Consider the following 20,260-nt stretch of genomic DNA (forward strand, 5'->3'; position numbering starts at 1 on the left):
TCTTAAGATAGCGTTCTTTCTGCCCGCCAATTAACTTAATAATGGACTGTTCATTTTATTATTCCGTAACAATGACTATTATAGACCGCCAAAGAGAACATTTTATGTTATCGATGAATGGTAATGAAGAGTTCGCCCATCATATATATTAAAAATCATTGGATTTCACATTAACTTAAGAAGGTGTCGACTTTGAAGTATATAAAACAATTTTTATCCTTTATCAAGCGTAAAAAAGCAAAAAGTGTTCAAAATCTAGTTGTACAAACATTAGATCCTGCTTTTTTTATACTTGATTCAAACCTTCAATTTAGTTATGTGAATCATGAAGCGGAACGATTATTAAATAAAAAATTAAATCGCCTTATTGGAAAATCGATTTTATCTGTCTTTCCCTCTTTAACCTACTTAGTCGAAAGATGTCGAACTTCCTACAGACGAAAAATTGTTCAAAACTTTCACTATTTACTACCCATCATAAATAATTGGGTCCATGTATTTATTTATCCCTCGAAACACAACATTTGTATTTTCATACAAACCGTGCCAAACGAACATTTATACATATCAGACATGAAAGTCTATCGGCATATTTTCGAACATTTTCCCGAAGCTATCTCTATTTTGAATATCGATGGTTTTGTTGGTTCCGTTAATCATGCTTGGGAAAATCTCTTAGGAATATCTGAAAAGAGAATCCACGGACACCCTCTTAGTACCATTATATCTAAAAGTGATGAAAACGCTGTTACCCAAGAATTAAAGAATGTAACCAAAGGACAAACGGTACAAATTAGTGTAAACGTCTTATACCGTTTTGAAAAACATCTTCACGTCGATATTACCATGATGCCCATTATGATTAATCAACAAGTGGCAAGAATCTTCATTACAATAAAAAAAGAGCCACAGTCCCTTACACATACAAAAAGAGAGAATAAGAATGAAGTGAAGCAATCGTTGTTTGATAAAATGAATCAGATTATTGGTTGGGATTGGGATTATAAACTAGATCAACTGACATGGCTCCCGCTTAAACGAGATCTTTTTGGGATTGAAAGTGAGGACCAAATCAATACACATAGAAAATTTACGATGTTAGTTCATCCAGAGGATCGTGATCAATTTCTTGAAAGCATCAATCGGGCAAAAACAAAGTATGACGAACCTAGTAAAATCTCTTATCGGATTATTCGTCCAAACGACCAAGAGATTCGTTATATCCAAAGTTTGGTACAACCGAATCATGAAGAGAATCATCACCAATTAACCGGCGTGATCAAAGATATCACAGATAATATCAAAGAACAAAATAAACTAAATAGAACCGAACAACTCTACCAACTTATTACTGAACACTCCTTAGAGATTATTGCTTATACTACGCCAGATGGAAGATATGAATATATTTCACCAGCTGTCCGCAGGCTTGGCTATGAACCAGATGAATTAATCGGTCGTTATTTTTCCAGTTACATACATCCTGACGATCTATATAAAATAGATTCACCTGATTATACAAATGTATTAACCTGCCGATTTCGACATAAAGATGGACATTATGTCTGGTTAGAGCGTTCACTGCAATATATAGAAAACAACCAACACCAAGTTGAAAAAGTACTCTCAATCAGCCGAGATATTAGCGAGAGAATCGAAGCTGAGGATATTATGAAACGTTCCGAGAAGTTGACAATGGCTGGTGAGCTTGCTGCAGGAATTGCACACGAGATTAGAAACCCACTAACCTCTTTAAAAGGCTTCTTGCAGATGATGCAATATGGTTATTCCGTCAAACAGCAATATTATAACGTCATGGAATCCGAACTTAACCGCATCGAAATGATTTTAAATGAACTATTACTACTCGCTAAACCAACCGTTAATAAATTTCAAAAACAAAATATCATGATGCTCATTGAACATGTAACGACCCTACTTGGAAGTGTGGCCAATATGAGTAACGTTGAACTTATCATAAACCCTCCAAAAGAAATGGTTTACATTAATTGTGATGAAAGTCAAATGAAACAGGTATTAATTAATTTAATCAAAAATGCAATAGAAGTCATGCCTAACGGAGGCAAAGTGACGATTAATGTTCAATCAACGACAAAATTTGTGACGATAAGCATTACTGATGAAGGGTCAGGTATACCTGAGGAAAAAATAAAAAACATCGGCCAGCCCTTTTTCACTACGAAAGAACAAGGTACGGGTCTTGGCCTAGCTGTTAGCTTTAACATTATAGAGAATCACAATGGTAAAGTATCAATTGAAAGCAAAATAAATCAAGGTTCAACATTCACATTAAGTTTCCCAACAATGGAGTGAACCTTCTTATCTAAAACCAGGTGAATCATCACCTGGTTTTCTATTTTTGTTAAAGGCTCTTTTTTAAAAGATTGTGGCTAGTTGGGCAAAAACAACCATTTTGTAAAAACAGCCTATTAAAAGTGTATTTTATTTTGACTCGTTTCATCATTACTCCGTTATAACCCGAAACCCGTTCGTCTCTGCAGGACCCCTTGAAATAATGGATTGTAATTTTGAAGCTAAAACATCTGGATCAAGCGGCATATCTGCTTTTATCCACCATTCAAGTACACCAAGAATGCCCGATGACACAAACGTTACCGTTACTTCTAAATCGATAGGATCAGCCGAATTCATGAAATGCGGATTTTCTTTGACCTTTCCTACCATTGCCTTTTTTAGTTGTTGCCTAAATCCAACAACACCCTCATTTATAAACATCACTTTAAAAAATAAATGGTGGTCCCGTATGTGTGTTAGCATTTTTGTTATATATTCAATGACCAGCTTTTCTTTTAATCTACCGTAATTTAGCGCTTTTTCCGGTTCAAGATTTTTCAATAATAGTTGTATTTCCTTTTTTATGATTTGGCTTAAGAGATCATATTTATCTTTATAGTGCAAGTAAAATGTTCCCCTACCGATTAGGGCCTTTTCTGTTATGTCCTTTATCGTGATATGTGTGAAATTTTTTTCCGCCAATAATTTGATAAACTGCTCTTTTATCGCATGTTTTGTTTTTTTGATACGTAAATCCACTGAAGGATGATCCAACTATCCCACTCCTATTGAACATTTTTATGTTATTTGTTCATTAGCCAACGTTTCATCAGTTATTGCATATTGCTTTATAAGCCTTCCCATCTTAACATAATACTGTACACATTGTTCAATATTGTATACAAGTTCACTAAAGTCTTACATGAAAGGATGCGAACAAATTGGTTATTCAACTGAGTGGTCACCATTTATATAAGAAATTTAAGCAACAAACCATTTTAAATGATGTCAATATTTCTTTAGCATCTGGAGAAATTTATGGTCTCCTTGGACCTTCTGGATCCGGAAAAACGACTTTGGTCAAAATATTACTTGGCTTAGAAAAATGCGATCAAGGTAAAGTGGAACTTTTTAATCAAAAACCGAGCATTTCATCCTTTCATCATTTAGGGTATATGGCCCAATCTGATGCTCTGTATGAAGAACTCACAGCTTATGAAAATCTAGACTTTTTTGGATCTATTCAAGGTTTGAGAAAAAAAGAAAGGAAGCAACGAATCGAGGAAGTTGCGGAAATTGTTCACTTAAAAGACCACTTATCAAAGAAAGTACTGCAATACTCAGGTGGGATGAAACGCCGGTTATCGTTAGCATGTGCTCTTATTCATAAACCGAAACTTTATCTACTCGATGAACCAACCGTTGGACTAGATCCATTGTTACGGCAATCTATTTGGGATCTCTTTCAAAAATTAAAAGATGATGGGGCAACGCTTATTGTAACCACCCATGTCATGGATGAAGTGAATCGCTGTGATCGTGTCGGTCTATTAAAAGATGGGAGAATTCTGGCGACTGGATCTCCTATTGATCTTTTGAAAACCTATCAAGTCAATTCTATTGAAGAGATTTTTTTGAAAGGTGAGAGTGACTAATGCAAAATGTACTAGCCTTAATGAACCGAATTTCTAGACAATTTATCCGAGATAAACGTACCCTTGCTTTATTAATAGCTGCTCCTATCCTCATTCTAACACTGGTTTGGGTTGTTTTTGCAGCAAAAACCGATGAACCAAAGCTCGCCGTTGTCGGTGATTCTAAGATGGGCATGGTTAAACAATTTACGCAGCACGATTTTCTGCACCTTCTACTGAAACAAGCACAGTCTAAATTAAAGAAACAAGAAATAGACGCTTACATTGAAATCAAGCAACCGCTTTCTGTTCATCTTGAAGGCAGCGATCCATCTACTAACCAAAAAGCCCTAAAGAAGATTCAAGATACCCTTGGCCAGACGCAAAATCAAGGTCAACAAGCCTTATCTATTCATTACCTTTATGGCAATAAAGACATGAAAATGTTTGATTCATTCGGCCCCGTCCTACTTGGTTTATTCGTCTTTTTCTTTATCTTCCTTTTAAGCGGCGTCTCTTTTTTAAGAGAAAGAACCACTGGAACTCTTGAACGGCTTATGGCATCGCCAATTAAAAACGTTGAAATTATTTTAGGTTATCTTTCAGGGTTTGGACTATTCGCGATGATTCAATCTATTATTTTAACGTGTTATAGCATTTATGTCCTTCAAATGCATATCGAAGGCTCGATCTTTTATGTCCTTCTAACGATCTTCATTCTTTCGTTAAGTGCCCTGACTCTTGGGATGCTGTTATCAACATTTGCGCGAAATGAATTACAAATTGTTCAATTCATTCCCATTGTTATTGTCCCACAAATCTTCTTTTCCGGATTATTCAAACTCGATAATTTACCATTATGGGGGCAAATCATAGGTCAATTTACTCCGCTATATTATGCTAGTGATGCGTTAAAAGATATTATGATTCGTGGTGCTCGATTCTCCGACTGGTGGGGCGATCTTGCTCTATTATTAGGTTTCTCTCTTCTGTTTATCATTTTGCATATGGTAACGTTAAAAAGCTACCGAAAAGCATGATGGCGTAAATGAATGTCAAAAAAACAAAACGTATGCCCGGCATTTTTTTGGGCATACGTGACTTATTTATCATGACTTTTGCTTTTCTATCTCTTCTATCAGCAGAGATAACTCTTCCCAACGCTCCATGGCTTTCTCTAATGCTGCTTCTGTTTCTTGTTGTTCATGAAACAACTCCTGAACCTTTCCAGCATCGCTTCCCGCTTCGATAATGGCATTTTGTAAATCTTCTAATCTTTGTTCTAAATGGGCGATTTTATCTTCTAAACCATTCCATTCTTGCTGCTCTTTGTATGACAACTTTAACTTTTTCTTAGTTGTTGTACGGCTGGATTTCTCGTTCAGCTTTTGATTTACATCCATTTGCTTGGCTCGTTGTTCAGCATTTATTTCTTCTTTACGTACTTGAAGATAGTCTGTGTAATCTCCTTCAAATCGCCGTATCACGCCATTACCTTCAAAGGCAATCAAGTGATTCACGACGCGATCAAGAAAATACCGATCGTGTGAAACAGTGATCACAACTCCTGGGAATTGCTCCAAATAGTCTTCTAAAACAGCGAGGGTCTCGGTATCTAAATCATTAGTTGGTTCATCAAGAAAGAGAACATTCGGCTCTTCCATTAAGACACGCAATAGATAAAGACGCTTCCTCTCTCCTCCTGATAGTTTCCGTATATACGTATACTGCATGCTTCTAGGGAATAAAAACCGCTCAAGCATTTGTTCGACCGTCACAGTTTGCCCATCTGCCGTCGTCATAATTTGCGCTTGTTCCTTGATATAATCAATAATGCGCAGATTTTCATCCATTTCAACATGTTCCTGCGTATAATAACCCAATTTTACCGTTTGTCCTACCTCAATGATCCCAGAGTCTGGTTGAATACGCCCAGCCATCATATTTAAAAGTGTGGTTTTACCGCTACCATTCGCGCCGATAATACCAAGTCGTTCACGAGGGACGATGAGATAACTAAAATGATGAATTAATTGTTTCTCCCCAAATCCCTTTGAAACATCTTTCATTTCGATCACTTCTTTACCTAAACGAGTGGAACCAATGGCTAAATCAACATCCTGGTGTTTGACGAATTCCTTTTTTTCTTTCATTTCATGGACTCGATCCACTCTTGCTTTTTGCTTGGTTGACCTTGCTTTTGCTCCTCGTCTTAACCAAGCAAGCTCTCGGCGAAGTTGATTACGATGTTTTGCATCACTCGCTATCGCTTGTTCTTCTCGTTCAGCCTTCTTCTCTAAGAAGGTTTCATAGTTACCCTCATAAACGTAAAGCTTCCCTTTATCTAATTCATAAATACGATTGGTTACTCGATTAAGAAAATACCGATCATGGGTGACAACAAGAAGAGCGCCCGGATAAGTTGTTAGATACTCTTCTAACCATTCTATCGTTTCGTTATCTAAGTGGTTTGTAGGTTCATCTAAAATCAACAAATCTGCCGGTTGAATAAGTGTTCTAGCCAGCGCCACTCGTTTCTTTTGACCGCCGGAAAGGGCTTGAACACGTTCAGAAAATTGAGTAATACCAAGTTTCGTTAAGATGGTCTTTGCGTCAGATTCAGCTTCCCATGCGTGAGCTGTATCCATCGATTGCTGCGCTTTTAAAAAACGCGACTGTTCTTGTTCGCTGTCCGGCTCACGTTCTAAACCCTGCAAGGCATTTTCATAGTCTCTTAAAGCCACCATGATCGCTGAATCCCCGCCGTATATATAATCCAATACGGTGATGTCGCGATCAAAACTCGGGTCTTGAGGTAGATATTCAGCATGAAAATCATTAGCATGTTGAATGGAACCTTGTTCCGCGCTATCCTCACCAGATAAAACTTTTAATAACGTTGACTTACCAGTTCCATTGACACCAATAAGACCAATCCGTTGTTTTTCCGAGATAGTAAAAGATATATGATCAAATAAGGTTTTATCACCATATGTTTTGACGAGATTGTCTACTGCAAGAATGCTCATTTCCATCATCCTTCTCTTTTAAGGCACTAGCTTCATTATAAGCGAATGGTTCTCAACATGAAAAGTTAATTGTGTTCATCTCATCATTAATCCGTGTTTCCATATTTAAAATTTATCAATTTATTCAATCATATGACTAAAAAAGAAACAGCGCTAACCTCACTGTTTCCATCTGCCAGTATTTAAGCTTACGCCCTCTTTAACCTTTTTTATTGAATTTTACTTCGGAACTCATTTACTTTCCTTTTCTTTTCGATAGTCAACCATGTCATAAACGGTGTCGGGTACATTCTCTATAAAAGGTGTGACCTGCCCCCCACTAAATAAGATCAAATTGTGCATCGCTCGCGTACAAGCCGTATAAAATAAATTTCTTTCTGTTTCATGGTGATAATGTTCAAGTGATGCATCATGAATAATGACAGCATCAAATTCAATCCCTTTGGCAAGGTAGACAGGGATGATGATAAATCCTTTTTTAAACGTATATGTTTCCTTATCCATCAACTGAATGGGTAATTTGCCCTTCAAATGATCATAAGCTTGTCTGCTTTCTTTCATCGTTTTACAAATGAGGGCAATTGTTTCTTTTTTTTCATTCTGTAATTGGTTCATTTTAGAAAGAATACCATCATAACGATCCGCAGAATCATCTACTTTGATCACAAGCGGCTTATTTCCTTGTCGATTAAACGGTTCAATACTCTTACCTTCTGGAATGATAGGCCTTGTGAAGGCCATAATATTTTCGGTTGATCGGTAACTTTTTAACAACGTCACTTTCTCAAAAGCATCCTGGCTATAGTGATGATTTGAGAGAAGCGTGTCCTCATGAAACGTATGTGCATAGATGGCTTGACTTAAATCACCAAGAATGGTCATATTGCAGTTTGGAAAAGCTCGTTTGATGTAATCAAATTGAAAAGGTGAATAATCTTGAGCTTCATCTATTAGAATGTGCTTGATCGACATATTCGGTTTCCGCCCTAAAAGACAATCCTTTAGATAAAGGAAAGGCACAGCATCCGCCCATGAGCATTGTCCATCATCAAGTTGCCTAATCGTCTCATCACAGATAGATGACCATCTTGATGGTAAATGGATGTGATCAAACGACGCATCCTTGCTATACTCAAATAATTGACGATAGATAGCCGGTATATCGATGAATGTCATTTTCTTCACTTGTTTTCGAATGGGGGTAAAATGTTTTCGAATCACGACTTTTCGAATCATACCTTCCTCCCGATCATAATCATCAAAGGTATCATCCGTAAAACGCTTGTTTCTTTGTAACTTTTTATAAACATTTAACAAATCTTCTTTATCGAGAAGCTCTCCCTCTTCCAAAACCCAATCTTCTTTTCGTTCTTTAAGGGCGATACGACTCACTTTCTCTAACAGAGATTCCGTGAGCATGGCCATACGATTTGAAATAGGGATACTTTGATCCATTGAATAAAAGACAACAGCAATATCTTCTTTAGAGATAATCACACGATTTCGAAACGTAATATCATCAAAAATAAGTCCATGAGTGCTTAACGACTTAACATATTGCTTTATCAGAGCTTTAAAATTTAATGTCGCTTTATAACGGATGCCTTCAACGTCTGTTTCATAATTTGTATGGTCTTCTGGTGTTAAATACATTTCCATTTGAGAGAATGGGTCTTCCAAACGTAGCTCACTATCTAACCGGTCTTCGACATAATCTTTCAATGTGGTTTGAAGCATATTTTCTTCCCCAAGTTCAGGTAATACCGTTGAGATATAACTATTAAAAATAGGATTCGGAGAAAAAAGCAAAATATTTTCTGAGCCTAGAGTTTTTCGATAGTGATAAAGTAAAAAAGCTACCCGCTGCAATGCTGCAGATGTTTTTCCACTTCCAGCTGCCCCTTGTACAATTAAAAACTTACTTGATGTATTTCGAATAATTTTATTTTGTTCCTTTTGAATCGTCGCAACAATGCTTTTCATCTGTGTGTCTGTATTATTCCCTAGAACATGCTGAAGAAGAGCATCACCTATGGTGACACCTGTGTCAAACATTCCCTCTAACTTTGATTGTTTAATAATGAATTGCCGTTTCAACGTGATTTCACCCGTGATCTCACCATCCATGGCCTTGTATGATGCTGGTCCTGGCGTATAATCGTAATACATACTAGAGATAGGCGCACGCCAGTCGTATATAAGGAATTCTTCATCTTTCTCATCCATTAAGGACGCTATACCAATATAGATAGATTCAGCTTCTTTTTCACCTGATTCAATAAAATCAATCCGCCCAAAATAAGGGGAGTCTTCTAGTCTTGCTAAGGTTTTAAGCCCACGATGGATTTGCCCATGACTTCTTTCACGTTCAGATAACAATTCCGCCTGTTGCCTTAAACTGGCTTGAGTTTCTACAATATCATCTGGTTCATCAACATTGACCGTGACATCTTCCCAGAAATTTTTCCGCAAATCAACAATGCCTTCTTTTAAGCCACTAGCATATCCTGTTAACTTTTGGACTTTATGTTTAATGGTTTTAAGAATAGCGTTCAATCTCTTACGTTCAAAGTTCAAGCTTTTATTCTCCATCAAGACACCCCTTTGTGATAACGTGATATCAGTTTCCATTTGTATAATGGATATGAATTGACAACGACGATAGGTTGTGGTAAAATATAAATTGTAGTATTATGCATAAATTTTACCTTTTTTGAATCTCTAATATATCATACATATCTTTAATCTGCAATATTTAGTAATCATTATTTCCCCAATCCCTTTTATTTTACTCCATCAATTGTTTTAGAATAATATTTTTGTTTCTTACATTTATACCTAAAAGTTATTAATCCTATGCATATAATTTATTTTACACTTGGTTCTCACAAGATTATTCTAAAAATGTATCTCTCCGTAAAAGAGGTTGTTCAAAAAGTCACCAAATGATAAGCTGCGAATTCTCGACGCCCGCTCGTTTTTCCGGTCCTCATGTAGCGGATACAAGAGGATCTTCAACTAAAATCGCTCACGTCCTGTGAGCAACGTTGAAGCTACCACATCGTGTGGAATGCCGGTCCTCAAAACAGCGCCGCCTTGATCTTCTTGCTTCTAATTTGTCACCTTTTTGAACACGCACTAAAAGCAAATTAATGTTATTAAAGGTGATTTTTCTTTAAAATACAAAGTAGCGTTCACTAAGGAGATGACTTTTAATGGTTGAAAAAAGACGAGTAAGCGAAAGTCGAATCATTAATACGGATCAAGTCTTAGTAAGTGATTTAAACAATTATAACACTCTTTTTGGAGGCGTTCTCATGAAGCGTCTCGATGGGTGTGCGACCCTTTCCGCAAGGCGCCATTCTAGAGTGAAAGAATGTGTAACAGCGTCAACCGACTCGATTGATTTTCTCTGTCCGATCACACAGGAAGATTCCGTATGCTTTGAATCCTTTGTTACATATACCGGACGATCCTCCATGGAGATTTTTTGTAAGGTCATTGCTGAAGACATGATTACAGGTTATCGACGAATTGCAGCCACAGCTTTTCTCACTTTCGTTGCCTTAGATGAAAATAAAAAACCCGTTCCTGTTCCAGGGGTCATTCCTGAGTCTGAAGAGGAAAAATATTTATTTAATACAGCCCCTAGAAGAGCCGAACATCGTAAACAAAGGAGACAACATAGTAAAGAACTCGCTGAATTTATTACTTTAAAAAAACCTTGGGAATAATATAATTAAATTTTAGTTGTACACAAATGATTTCTCGCTCTCCAAAAACTTTCGTATAGAAAAAGGTGAATATCCAAGTGAAGGTCTTATCCAATCTGCACGACTTACGAGAAGCAAAAGAAAAGATTGAAACATATAAAAATGAGCATGAAGAAACCTTTAGCCACTTACTACATTTAGTTAATCTCACTCGTCAATTACAATTCAAGTATGACTATCTTTGTGGAATCATAATGGGAGAAGATGTGACTCAAGTAGCTCCCCATTTCGTTCAAGATTCAATCATTGACCTCTATAAAAACGAAATAAATAAAATTGATCAGCGTTTCCATGACCTTAATGCATTAAAGTCACTATTGCGGGATTGCCACAACATTGGTTACGAAAATTTCTGTTTATTGGTCAAAGGAAAAACACCTGAAGAAATCAAAGGGATCTACCGCTCACGAAAAATGAGCTAATTCAAAACTCAAGCAGCGTCATTATTATGACGTTGCTTATTTAATATTATGATTAATGTCGCATTCAAGATAAAATCATTCTGAAAGTGAGTGTCAAAGGATGATCCACATCTTTTCTTTTATCCTATTATCCATTTTTCTTGTGCTCTTGCCGGGCCCTGATTATATTATCATTACCAAAAACACATTGAATTCGGGAAGAACAGCTGGATTAAAGACGTTATTTGGAACATGCATAGCCCTCTGTATTCATACTTTGATTGCCATCTTTGGTTTATCGGCCATTATCGTTCATTCGATTTATTTATTTACTATTTTTAAATTTACTGGGGCTGGCTATTTGCTATATCTAGGTATAATCTCTTTGTTATCTATTAGAAAAAATAAAAAATCTGATACATACAAACCAATCAAACCAATAGGGAAATCATTTTATTTTAGACAAGGTTTTTTCACTAATTTATTAAATCCAAAGGTGGCTGTCTTTTTCTTAACCTTCCTCCCTCAATTTGTTAATCCGAATCATTCCACATTTATTCCTTTTATTTTACTGGGCTTGATTTATATCGTCATCACGCTCGGGTTCTTTCTTGTTTATACCTTGATGATTCATCAACTGAATCATTTTATGCAAAAAGAGTCCACACAAAAAGCCATTCAAGGTTTTTCAGGCCTCGTTCTTATTGGTTTCGGTATTAAACTCGCTTTAGAAACAGGTCAATGAACTCTGGATATTTAATCAAGGCTTTATACACAAACACAAGGCTCAATTATGTCAATCTTTTACATAATTGAGCCTCTTATAGTGCGTGTTCAAAAAGGTGACAAATTAGAAGCAAGAAGATCAAGGCGGCGCTGTTTTGAGGACCGGAATGTAGGTTTTTGCTACATGAGGACCGGAAAAACAAGCCAACGCCGAGATTCGTAGCTTATCATTTGGTGACTTTTTGAACAACCTCTTATATCTATTTACTGCATGATCCAAAATAAAGATGATAGTGCTTTTGGCATCCAGGGTTAAAATCAGCCTGACACTTCGGACATTTAAAATGAGCATTCATATATTCATGAATGGTTAACTCATGTCCACAAACACCACAAAGAATTCCTTTTTCATCATACTCATCTTCGTTCCATTGCTCACTTCGATGATCTGCTACCTCCTCGTGGCATTCATAACACGAGTAATATTGACCACAGCATTTGAATTTTATAGCTATCACATCTTTTTTTGTATGATAATGTTTGCATCTCGTTTCATTATCAACCTCTAGTCCGTATACCATTGGTATTGTCTTTTTCAAAATTACCACCCCAAGGATCATTATACCGAAAATATAAAATGCAGGTGCCCATTGGAAACAGCACCCGCTATTTTTTTAATTATATTTTTTAAATCGCCATACGTGACTTAAGAAATCACCTTTCTCTATAGGTAAAGTCATACCCACGTTCATTAATTCATCTCCTCCAAATACTTTACCTGTGTTCATATCTTTATAACAGAAGTCTGGATTTAATCCAGCAAGTTTCAAAATTCTAATGGGCGGTGCTGGTACGGCTAATATTTGATAGTAGAAGCAAATAAATTCGTCTTGGTCTGGCGAGACAAATATCCAAGCTGTTTCATTACCTTCAAATGGACTTAAGATACGATGAAACGTTCCAAATTGAATTAAAGGACGAATCTCTTTATAAAAGGCCACTTGTTTCTTAACCATCTCTTTTTCTTCCTTCGATAACTTCGTCAAATCTAATTCGTAACCAAAGTTTCCGGCCATGGCGACATAACCTCTCGTTTCTAACGTTGTTATTCGACCAACTTGATGATTCGGGACTGACGATACATGAGCACCCATAGTGATTGGCGGGTAAATGATACTTGTTCCAAATTGGATTTTTAACCGGGATATGGCATCTGTATTATCACTCGCCCATACCTGGGGCATATAGTAAAGCATTCCTGGATCATATCGGCCTCCGCCACTTGAACAACTTTCAAATAATATTTTAGGATATTTGGAAGTGAGGATTTCTAGGACATAATACAATCCTAACATGTAACGGTGAGCGGTTTCCCGTTGACGTTCAGGCGGTAGTAAGGCTGACCCAATCTCTGTCATATGCCGATTCATATCCCACTTGACATAACGAATCGGAGCACTGGATAACACTTTTGATATGGCATCAATCAGATACTCACAAACATCTTGACGAGATAAATCTAGAACAAGTTGATTTCTTGCAACCGTCCTCGGCCTGCTCAGTACATGAAGACACCAATCCGGATGTTTTCGGTAAAGCTGACTGTCTGGAGACACCATTTCAGGTTCAAACCATAGTCCAAATGCCATACCTTTTCCTTCAATTCGCTTAGCTAGGCGGTTCAATCCATGTGGTAACTTTCGCTTATCGACAACCCAATCACCTAGAGAACTCTTTGCATTATCACGTTTCCCAAACCAACCGTCATCCAAGACAAAAAGTTCAATCCCTAGAGAACTCGCTTCATCAGCCAACTCTTCAATTTTTTTCTCATTAAATTTAAAATAGGTCGCCTCCCAATTATTAAATAATATTGGCCTGATTCGATCTCGATAGAGCCCCCGACACAAACGCTCTCGATAAAGATGATGATACGTTTGAGACATCCCATCTATTCCTTGATCTGAATAAACCATGACGACCTCAGGTGTTTGGAATATATCCTTCGGTGTTAATATCCAACTAAAATCAAAGGAATTGATTCCAATAGAAGCCCGGGTGGTTTGATATTGGTCCACTTCTACCTCTGCTTGAAAATTACCGCTATAAACAAAACTAAATCCATAGCTTACTCCACTTGTTTCATTTGTACCTTTTCGTAACAAGGCAAAGAACGGATCATGCTGAAGGCTACTCGCTCCACGCCTACTTTCTATAACTTGCATTTCCATAGCCAGAGGGTGCCTTGAGATATTCCGTTCATTTGTATGTGATCCATACAGAGTAAGCAAATCAAATTGATCATCACGAAAATCCACACTGCTACTTAGCGCTCGCAATATTCTTAAATTCTCTTTCCCCTTATTATGGAATTGGACAGACCTCGTCATCGCATTGTACCTCTCAAACACGGTATACGAGAGTGTCACCCATAGTCCAATCACCTTATCAACTAAGACAATTTCTAACGTCTCTGCTTCATGTTCATGTTCTATATATGTAGCTGGAAGGTACTTCAATTTTGGTTTCCCTTTATGTATACGATAGGAGTGGTAACGCAAATCAGTCACCGTTGAACCATTTTCTAACTGGATTTGATACGCCGGATGCCTAAAGTCTCCGTTCCCATAGGCTGGATATTCTAAAGGAATGTTATCTAAAGAAAAGGTTCGGTCAGAAGGGTCCGGATTTGGTGCAAATCCTCCTCTGTTGACGAAAAGAAGCGGACTGCTTTCTCTGTACTCTTTAACCTTCTTCCCCCAATATAAATGGGCTAGGTAACCATCACGTATCACTTGAAAGACATAGCTAAATCCCTTTCCTTGCAAGTGGAAGATGCATCTTTCCTTATCAAATAAAATCACGTTCTCATTCCTTTCATAGTTTAATGAGACAAATCAATTAAGTATATAAGTAATATGGACACTTTTAATTATTTTAGAATATACAATTTTGTTTATATTATTACTCGAGAGAACTTATTCATTTAATATATGTGGGCTTCTATCTCGATATGTAGCGTTCTACCTGATACTGAGCTTGGCCTATTCTGATAGAGATATAGCAGCTAAAGTCTATAAGAGGATGTTCAAAAACCTTTTTGATAAGAGGTATGTATAGATTCCTATCATTAGAAAAAAAACTAGAGAAACAGAAACAGAAACAAAAGGTCATGAACCTCCTGTTTCTGTTTCTTGTTTATCACTAAATTTTAGATAATGTTTCTGCTCGACTTATAGGAAGAGGAACATGATTATTAACATGATTCTCTCGAGATAAAATAGGGTTTTAAACGGTAGTCATGATAATCCGAATTTTGTTTGTTAATTTTGGATAATAAGATTTCTGCCGCTTTTTCCCCAACTTCAAAAGCTGGCTGCTTAATGACCGATAAAAATGGCGTTGTCACTTTCGTCCATTCATAATCATCATAACCAATCACTGCAAGGTCATTTGGTATATCGATATTTTTATGCTGTAGATAATGGATGGCACCCATTGTTAGTGTATTATTGGCAATAAACAGAGCCGTTACCTTTTGACTTTCGAGCAATTCACGAGTTAATTGTACGCCTGTTTCAAAATTGGATGGACCTGATTTGATTAGATTCGAATCAATAGATATACCATATTTTGATAACGCTTTCAAATACCCTTGAAAATGCTCATCACTTGTGTTCTCTCCACGTTCAGCTGAAATAAATCCAATCCGTGTGTGACCTTTATGAATCATATGTTGGATAGCCTCAAATACACCTTCCTGATTATCAATAAGAATCGTATCCCCAGGTTGATTCCTCATTTTTCGATCCACGTATACGATCGGATAATCCCCAAAAAGTGTATGATTACGAACCTTTTCTCGCAAATCATTGGTTGGAGCTAGAATGAGCCCGTCAATACACTTTGTATTAAAAACCTGAATTTGTTCTTCTTCGTCACATTCATTATTATAATTGCTAAAAATGAGATGGTACCCTTGTTTCTTAATATAATGCTGAATTCCCTGAGCGACGGACATATAGAAAAAATCAGGTGCCCCTTCATTGACTGTTGGAACAATGAGCCCAATGGTTTTTGATTTTTTACACCGCAAACTCCTTGCGATCAAATTAGGATGATAATTGAGAACAACCATTGCTTTTTGCACTTTTTGTTTTGTCACATCTGACACGAAACGGGTTCCATTAATGACATGGGATACCGTGGCAGTTGAAACACCTGATTTCTTTGCAACATCTTTTATATTTACTGACATATTAAACGCCACCACCTAGTTTAATTTTTTGCAATCGTTTACAAATTCATTTGCCAATTATTTATTGTATTAAAATACACGCTACATCAATCTTAAAACTATACATATGTGTTCACCAAACAAGAAATGATTACGCTTACAAATTTATTTAAATATAATACAAAAATTCAAATCGCTAATCACATTATAAAACAAAACGATTAACTTTTGCCAACTAAAAGTTCCTTTAGATTTTTATTAAAGGCTGGCTTACATGATGAACACCAACGAGTCCAAGGCATGTTAAAAAGATACGCTCAGCACCTAAAAAAGCATCCTCTGGATCAAAATACTCATTTAGTGTGTGTACATGACCGTAGTCGCCACCGCCTCCTAGTGTTACAGCGGGTATACCTAAACTAATAGGAACATTTGAATCTGTACTACTCGGACCTTCCAATGTGGCCGTTAATCCAATCGCTTTAACAGCTGCTATAGCCGCTTGAACAATGATGGCATCCTTCGATTGTTCTCCTGCAGGACGATCTCCGACTTGATTGATATCTACAGAAATTGAATTCGTATTCCAGCGATGATTTTCCTCTTCCACCGCAGAATATATGTGAGATAGAGCGACCTTCTTTAGTTTATTTAGCTCATCATATGAAGAAGAACGCAAATCGAGCGACATTGTGGCATCAGCTGCGATGGTATTAATGGACGTTCCACCTGTCACGGTTCCTACAGTAAAGGTTGTTTTCGGTTCTGAAGGTACCCGCATATCAGCAAGTTTGGCAATAGCTCTACCCATAGCATGAACGGCACTCGGTGTTCCAAAAGCACCAAAACTATGCCCACCTGGGCCTTTGAAGGTTACATGATAACGATAGCTGCCTGTCGCTAAATAGATAATTTCTTCGGGAGTTCCTGGTTCAATGGAAATAAAACCATCAATCGTCTTATCTTGTTCAAATAGAGCTTTGACTCCTCGTAAGTCACCTAGACCTTCTTCACCAACTGTTGCAACAAACACTAAATCCCCGACAGTTTGGATCTTACTATGGTTTAGTGAACGAAGTAACGTGAGTAGTACCGCAAGACCTCTTCCATCATCAGAAATGCCAGGTGCAAAGATCTTCCCACTTCTTATCGTCGCCTTTGTTTCTGTTCCTTCTGGAAATACCGTATCTTGATGTGCGGATATAACAATACGAGGGGTAGACTCAGTTCCTCGTCTAATACCAATAATATTCCCTTCTGAATCTGTCGTAACATCTTCTAGTCCATATGAAATGAATTGCTTCTTCATAAATTCCCCTCGATCATATTCTTTAAATGACGGAGCGGGTATAGAAGTTAAATGAATTTGCTCTTTGGCCGTTTGTTCATTGTCAGCTTCTAAAAATGCAAGACCTGCTTTAACTTCAGGATTTTCTATTAGTTCATGATAAATGGTATTAATTGTATCTTTATCTACCACTGTTCTTAATTTATTTCCATCCATTATAACAAGCCCCCGCAACTCATTCATTTCATAACATAATATATTCTATAAATTAACGAAAAATCCTTTTTACTTAGACGAATACTATTCGAAAAAATTCGACTTTTATTTTGATTTACAGAGACTTCCGCTACGGGTGGAGGCTCGCCGAACGCCCCTACGGAAAGCAAGCTCCTTGAGCGGAAATCAACCTTTTCCCCCACAATTCATATACAAAAATGACAAAAGGCACCGAAGAACATGCTCTCGATACCTTTTGTCGACAATCTGAGATCTAGTCAAACTAGATCTTTAGAATACAATCGTTTTATTTCCATGAACAATTATTCGGTCTTGTAGATGCCATTTGACAGCACGAGCAAGAACATTACGCTCAATATTTCCTCCCATTTTCTTTAACTCATCGACATCAAAACGGTGGTCAACCCTCACTGTATCTTGTTCTATAATTGGCCCTTCATCGAGATCGTTTGTTACATAATGTGAGGTTGCTCCAATTAATTTTACCCCGCGTTGATAGGCCCTTTCATAAGGTCTTGCACCAACAAAGGCAGGCAGGAATGAATGATGTATATTGATGATTTTCATTGGATGGCTCGCAACAAAGTGCGGTGTTAAAATTTGCATATAACGAGCGAGAACAATGACATCGATATCGTATTCTGACATTAACTGAAGTTGTTTCTTTTCAACTTCCGTACGATTTTCTTTACTTGCAGGCAAATAATAAAAAGGGATGCCTAATTGTTCAACAAGTGGGCGGGCTGTTTCATGATTACTCACAACAAGTGGAATTTCAGCCATAAGATCACCGTTTTGCCATTGCCATAACAATTCTCTAAGACAGTTTAAATCTTTTGACGCAAAGATGGCCATCCTTTTTAATTCTGATACTAAATGAAGCTCCCACGTCATAGAAAATGTCTCTGCGATAGGTTGAAAGTCTTCCATTAACGTTTCTTTTTTATCGATTAGATCTGGAGCTTCAAAGTCAATTCGAATAAAAAAGTCTCCTCCATGAGGATTAATGGAGTATTGGTTTGATTCAATAATATTTGCCCCATGAGAAAATAAAAATTTAGATATCTTTGAGATGATACCTGGCTGATCAAGGCAGCTAATGAGTAGCCGACCTCTATTTTTATTGATTTTTTTGAAACTATTTAGCTGAGATTCTATTTCCTTAAGCACTCCTTGTCGTCCTCCTAATTAAACTGTATCTTCTAAAATGAGAGTTAAAATGTCTTCCATACGGAAAAAATGTTACACGAAGACAAATGATGGTAAGCATCTCCTGCAGAACAAAATAGTGAAAAGGTTTCGTTTAAAGTGAAGCATCTTTTTGCTTTTGCTGGTTCACCCATTTTAAACCTTCACGTCTACTTAACGGTTTTAATTCATGCCTATCAATGAATGCTCGAACAAGATCCGGCTCTGTTTTTGAATACTCCCGCAAAGCCCAACCAATCGCTTTTTGGATAAAAAACTCGTTTGAATCAACATGGTCTAGAATGTATCGAAAGAGTCGTTTGTCATCGGTCTTTTCTTTATACTTTAATTGAAATAAGAGGGCCGTGCGCTGCAACCACATATTATCATGATTATTCCATTTTTCAGTGTATACATCAATGAAACTAGGGTCGTTTAGTAAGATTGCCCCAACCATATTTGAAGCAAGAAAATCCACTGTATCCCACCAGGATTTTGTGATAATTAAATATTCAATAAAAGAAAGATCGTCAGCATCCATGATTCTTTTCGATTTTCCTAAAATATCCATCGCAACCATTTGGTACTCTCGTTCAGGGCTCTCCCAAAGATCTATCACAACAACTCTCAAATCCTGTTTTGTAGAAGGAAGTCCTTGCTCCTTCAAAAAGGTTTTAAAAATTTCTCTTCGCAGGGGTGTTTTTAACCCTAAGAATTCAAATTGGTTTCGCATATACTGCTTCATTGATTTAGCCACGTCTTGATCACCGTAGCGTCTATATAGTTGAATGAGTTTTTCCGAATATGCATGCACTTGTTTTAATGACCCCTTGTTTCAAACGATTTTTCTATATTGTACACTAATTTCTGTATCTTGTACGCTCTTTATTACTATGAAAAAAATTAATGAACGGCATGTTGTTCTTGTGCTAACTGAGTCATTGTTTTAGAACTAGATGTAACGAAAATGGGTGTGTGGAGGGATATTTGATCATACAATTGTTCAGCGTCTTTATTATATAGACGAATACATCCCGAAGAAACGTTATAACCGATTGAAGCGGGATTATTGTTCCCGTGAACGCCATATATTCGACCATTCGTCCCCCACGCATCAAACCCTATCCACCTTGTTCCTAATGGATTTTTTGGACTTCCTCCAGGTATGTTCTTTTTTATATAATAGGGGTTCTTAACCTTGACAACAACATGGAATAGACCTTCAGGAGTTAATTGAGGCGTTCTTCCTGTACCTACAGAAACTTGCATCACGATTCTATTGTTTTTAATCAGAGCGAGACGATGTGTTGTTTTATTAACAATAATTAATGAAGAGGTATCATGAGTCTCGGCGAAACTTTGAGATATCATGAATATAAACAAAGATAAGCAAATAACGATCATTTTTTTAAGCATGACAGACACTCCCCA

16 protein-coding genes are annotated in these 20,260 nt (G+C 37.0%); 6 read left to right on the top strand and 10 right to left on the bottom strand.

Going from position 1 to position 20,260, the window contains the following annotated elements; translation table 11 throughout:
- Positions 1-192: 192 nt before the first annotated feature.
- On the top strand, positions 193-2,334 hold the full coding sequence (locus FG390_RS04235) for a PAS domain S-box protein (RefSeq protein WP_181406370.1): 2,142 nt from the start codon (positions 193-195) through the stop codon (positions 2,332-2,334).
- Positions 2,335-2,484: 150 nt separating this feature from the next.
- Here FG390_RS04235 and FG390_RS04240 read toward each other — a convergent pair whose 3' ends face one another.
- Positions 2,485-3,090 (bottom strand): TetR/AcrR family transcriptional regulator, encoded by a 606-nt coding sequence (locus tag FG390_RS04240; protein ID WP_141189790.1) that lies wholly within the window; start codon positions 3,088-3,090, stop codon positions 2,485-2,487.
- Positions 3,091-3,257: 167 nt separating this feature from the next.
- Between FG390_RS04240 and FG390_RS04245 the strand changes: the two genes are divergently transcribed.
- A complete protein-coding gene (locus FG390_RS04245) occupies positions 3,258-3,971 on the top strand; it encodes an ABC transporter ATP-binding protein (RefSeq protein ID WP_141189791.1) in 714 nt (237 codons plus the stop codon).
- Positions 3,971-4,990 (top strand): ABC transporter permease, encoded by a 1,020-nt coding sequence (locus FG390_RS04250; RefSeq protein WP_141189792.1) that lies wholly within the window; start codon positions 3,971-3,973, stop codon positions 4,988-4,990. Before FG390_RS04245 ends, FG390_RS04250 begins: the two co-directional genes overlap by 1 nt.
- 69 nt (positions 4,991-5,059) lie before the next feature.
- Here the strand turns inward: FG390_RS04250 and FG390_RS04255 are convergent, their stop codons facing one another.
- Complete coding sequence (locus FG390_RS04255; protein WP_141189793.1) at positions 5,060-6,979, bottom strand: ABC-F family ATP-binding cassette domain-containing protein; 1,920 nt, start codon at positions 6,977-6,979, stop codon at positions 5,060-5,062.
- Between the two features lie 231 nt (positions 6,980-7,210).
- Positions 7,211-9,571: an RNA polymerase recycling motor HelD gene (helD, locus tag FG390_RS04260; protein WP_141189794.1), complete on the bottom strand. Its 2,361-nt coding sequence runs from the start codon at positions 9,569-9,571 to the stop codon at positions 7,211-7,213.
- A gap of 623 nt (positions 9,572-10,194) precedes the next feature.
- Here helD and FG390_RS04265 point away from each other — a divergent pair.
- From FG390_RS04265 to FG390_RS04275, 3 genes are all read left to right on the top strand, one after another.
- Positions 10,195-10,713 carry an acyl-CoA thioesterase gene (locus tag FG390_RS04265; RefSeq protein WP_141189795.1) on the top strand — a complete coding sequence of 173 codons (519 nt, stop codon included), beginning with the start codon at positions 10,195-10,197 and terminating at the stop codon, positions 10,711-10,713.
- 77 nt (positions 10,714-10,790) lie between these two features.
- Positions 10,791-11,174 (top strand): hypothetical protein, encoded by a 384-nt coding sequence (locus FG390_RS04270; protein ID WP_141189796.1) that lies wholly within the window; start codon positions 10,791-10,793, stop codon positions 11,172-11,174.
- A 100-nt stretch (positions 11,175-11,274) separates the two neighbouring features.
- Entirely contained in the window at positions 11,275-11,898 is a 624-nt protein-coding gene (locus FG390_RS04275) for a LysE family translocator (RefSeq protein WP_141189797.1), read from the top strand.
- Positions 11,899-12,139: 241 nt separating this feature from the next.
- On the opposite strand, the gene FG390_RS04280 is transcribed toward FG390_RS04275, so the two are convergent.
- From FG390_RS04280 to FG390_RS04310, 7 genes are all read right to left on the bottom strand, one after another.
- Positions 12,140-12,460 carry a CHY zinc finger protein gene (locus FG390_RS04280; protein ID WP_373681525.1) on the bottom strand — a complete coding sequence of 107 codons (321 nt, stop codon included), beginning with the start codon at positions 12,458-12,460 and terminating at the stop codon, positions 12,140-12,142.
- A 93-nt stretch (positions 12,461-12,553) separates the two neighbouring features.
- On the bottom strand, positions 12,554-14,743 hold the full coding sequence (locus FG390_RS04285; protein WP_141189799.1) for an alpha-galactosidase: 2,190 nt from the start codon (positions 14,741-14,743) through the stop codon (positions 12,554-12,556).
- A 392-nt stretch (positions 14,744-15,135) separates the two neighbouring features.
- A complete protein-coding gene (locus FG390_RS04290; protein WP_141189800.1) occupies positions 15,136-16,137 on the bottom strand; it encodes a LacI family DNA-binding transcriptional regulator in 1,002 nt (333 codons plus the stop codon).
- 226 nt (positions 16,138-16,363) lie between these two features.
- The gene (locus tag FG390_RS04295) at positions 16,364-17,620 is read right to left on the bottom strand and encodes a M20/M25/M40 family metallo-hydrolase (RefSeq protein ID WP_141189801.1); all 1,257 of its coding nucleotides are present in this window, start codon (positions 17,618-17,620) and stop codon (positions 16,364-16,366) included.
- 291 nt (positions 17,621-17,911) lie between these two features.
- The gene (gene purU, locus FG390_RS04300) at positions 17,912-18,811 is read right to left on the bottom strand and encodes a formyltetrahydrofolate deformylase (RefSeq protein ID WP_141189802.1); all 900 of its coding nucleotides are present in this window, start codon (positions 18,809-18,811) and stop codon (positions 17,912-17,914) included.
- 133 nt (positions 18,812-18,944) lie between these two features.
- On the bottom strand, positions 18,945-19,643 hold the full coding sequence (locus FG390_RS04305; protein WP_141189803.1) for a DNA alkylation repair protein: 699 nt from the start codon (positions 19,641-19,643) through the stop codon (positions 18,945-18,947).
- Between the two features lie 89 nt (positions 19,644-19,732).
- Positions 19,733-20,245: a L,D-transpeptidase gene (locus FG390_RS04310; protein ID WP_246092678.1), complete on the bottom strand. Its 513-nt coding sequence runs from the start codon at positions 20,243-20,245 to the stop codon at positions 19,733-19,735.
- Positions 20,246-20,260: the final 15 nt, after the last annotated feature.

The organism is Terrilactibacillus laevilacticus, assembly GCF_006517395.1.
In the GTDB taxonomy this organism is placed as follows: Bacteria; Bacillota; Bacilli; order Bacillales; family Sporolactobacillaceae; genus Terrilactibacillus; species Terrilactibacillus laevilacticus.

Coding starts and splice junctions, on each gene's coding strand:
- FG390_RS04250 (WP_141189792.1), top strand. CDS start 3,971: ATGCAAAATGTACTAGCCTTAATGAACCGAATTTCTAGACAATTTATC.
- FG390_RS04255 (WP_141189793.1), bottom strand. CDS start 6,979: ATGAGCATTCTTGCAGTAGACAATCTCGTCAAAACATATGGTGATAAA.
- helD (WP_141189794.1), bottom strand. CDS start 9,571: ATGGAGAATAAAAGCTTGAACTTTGAACGTAAGAGATTGAACGCTATT.
- FG390_RS04265 (WP_141189795.1), top strand. CDS start 10,195: ATGGTTGAAAAAAGACGAGTAAGCGAAAGTCGAATCATTAATACGGAT.
- FG390_RS04275 (WP_141189797.1), top strand. CDS start 11,275: ATGATCCACATCTTTTCTTTTATCCTATTATCCATTTTTCTTGTGCTC.
- FG390_RS04280 (WP_373681525.1), bottom strand. CDS start 12,460: ATGGTATACGGACTAGAGGTTGATAATGAAACGAGATGCAAACATTAT.
- FG390_RS04290 (WP_141189800.1), bottom strand. CDS start 16,137: ATGTCAGTAAATATAAAAGATGTTGCAAAGAAATCAGGTGTTTCAACT.
- FG390_RS04295 (WP_141189801.1), bottom strand. CDS start 17,620: ATGGATGGAAATAAATTAAGAACAGTGGTAGATAAAGATACAATTAAT.
- FG390_RS04310 (WP_246092678.1), bottom strand. CDS start 20,245: ATGCTTAAAAAAATGATCGTTATTTGCTTATCTTTGTTTATATTCATG.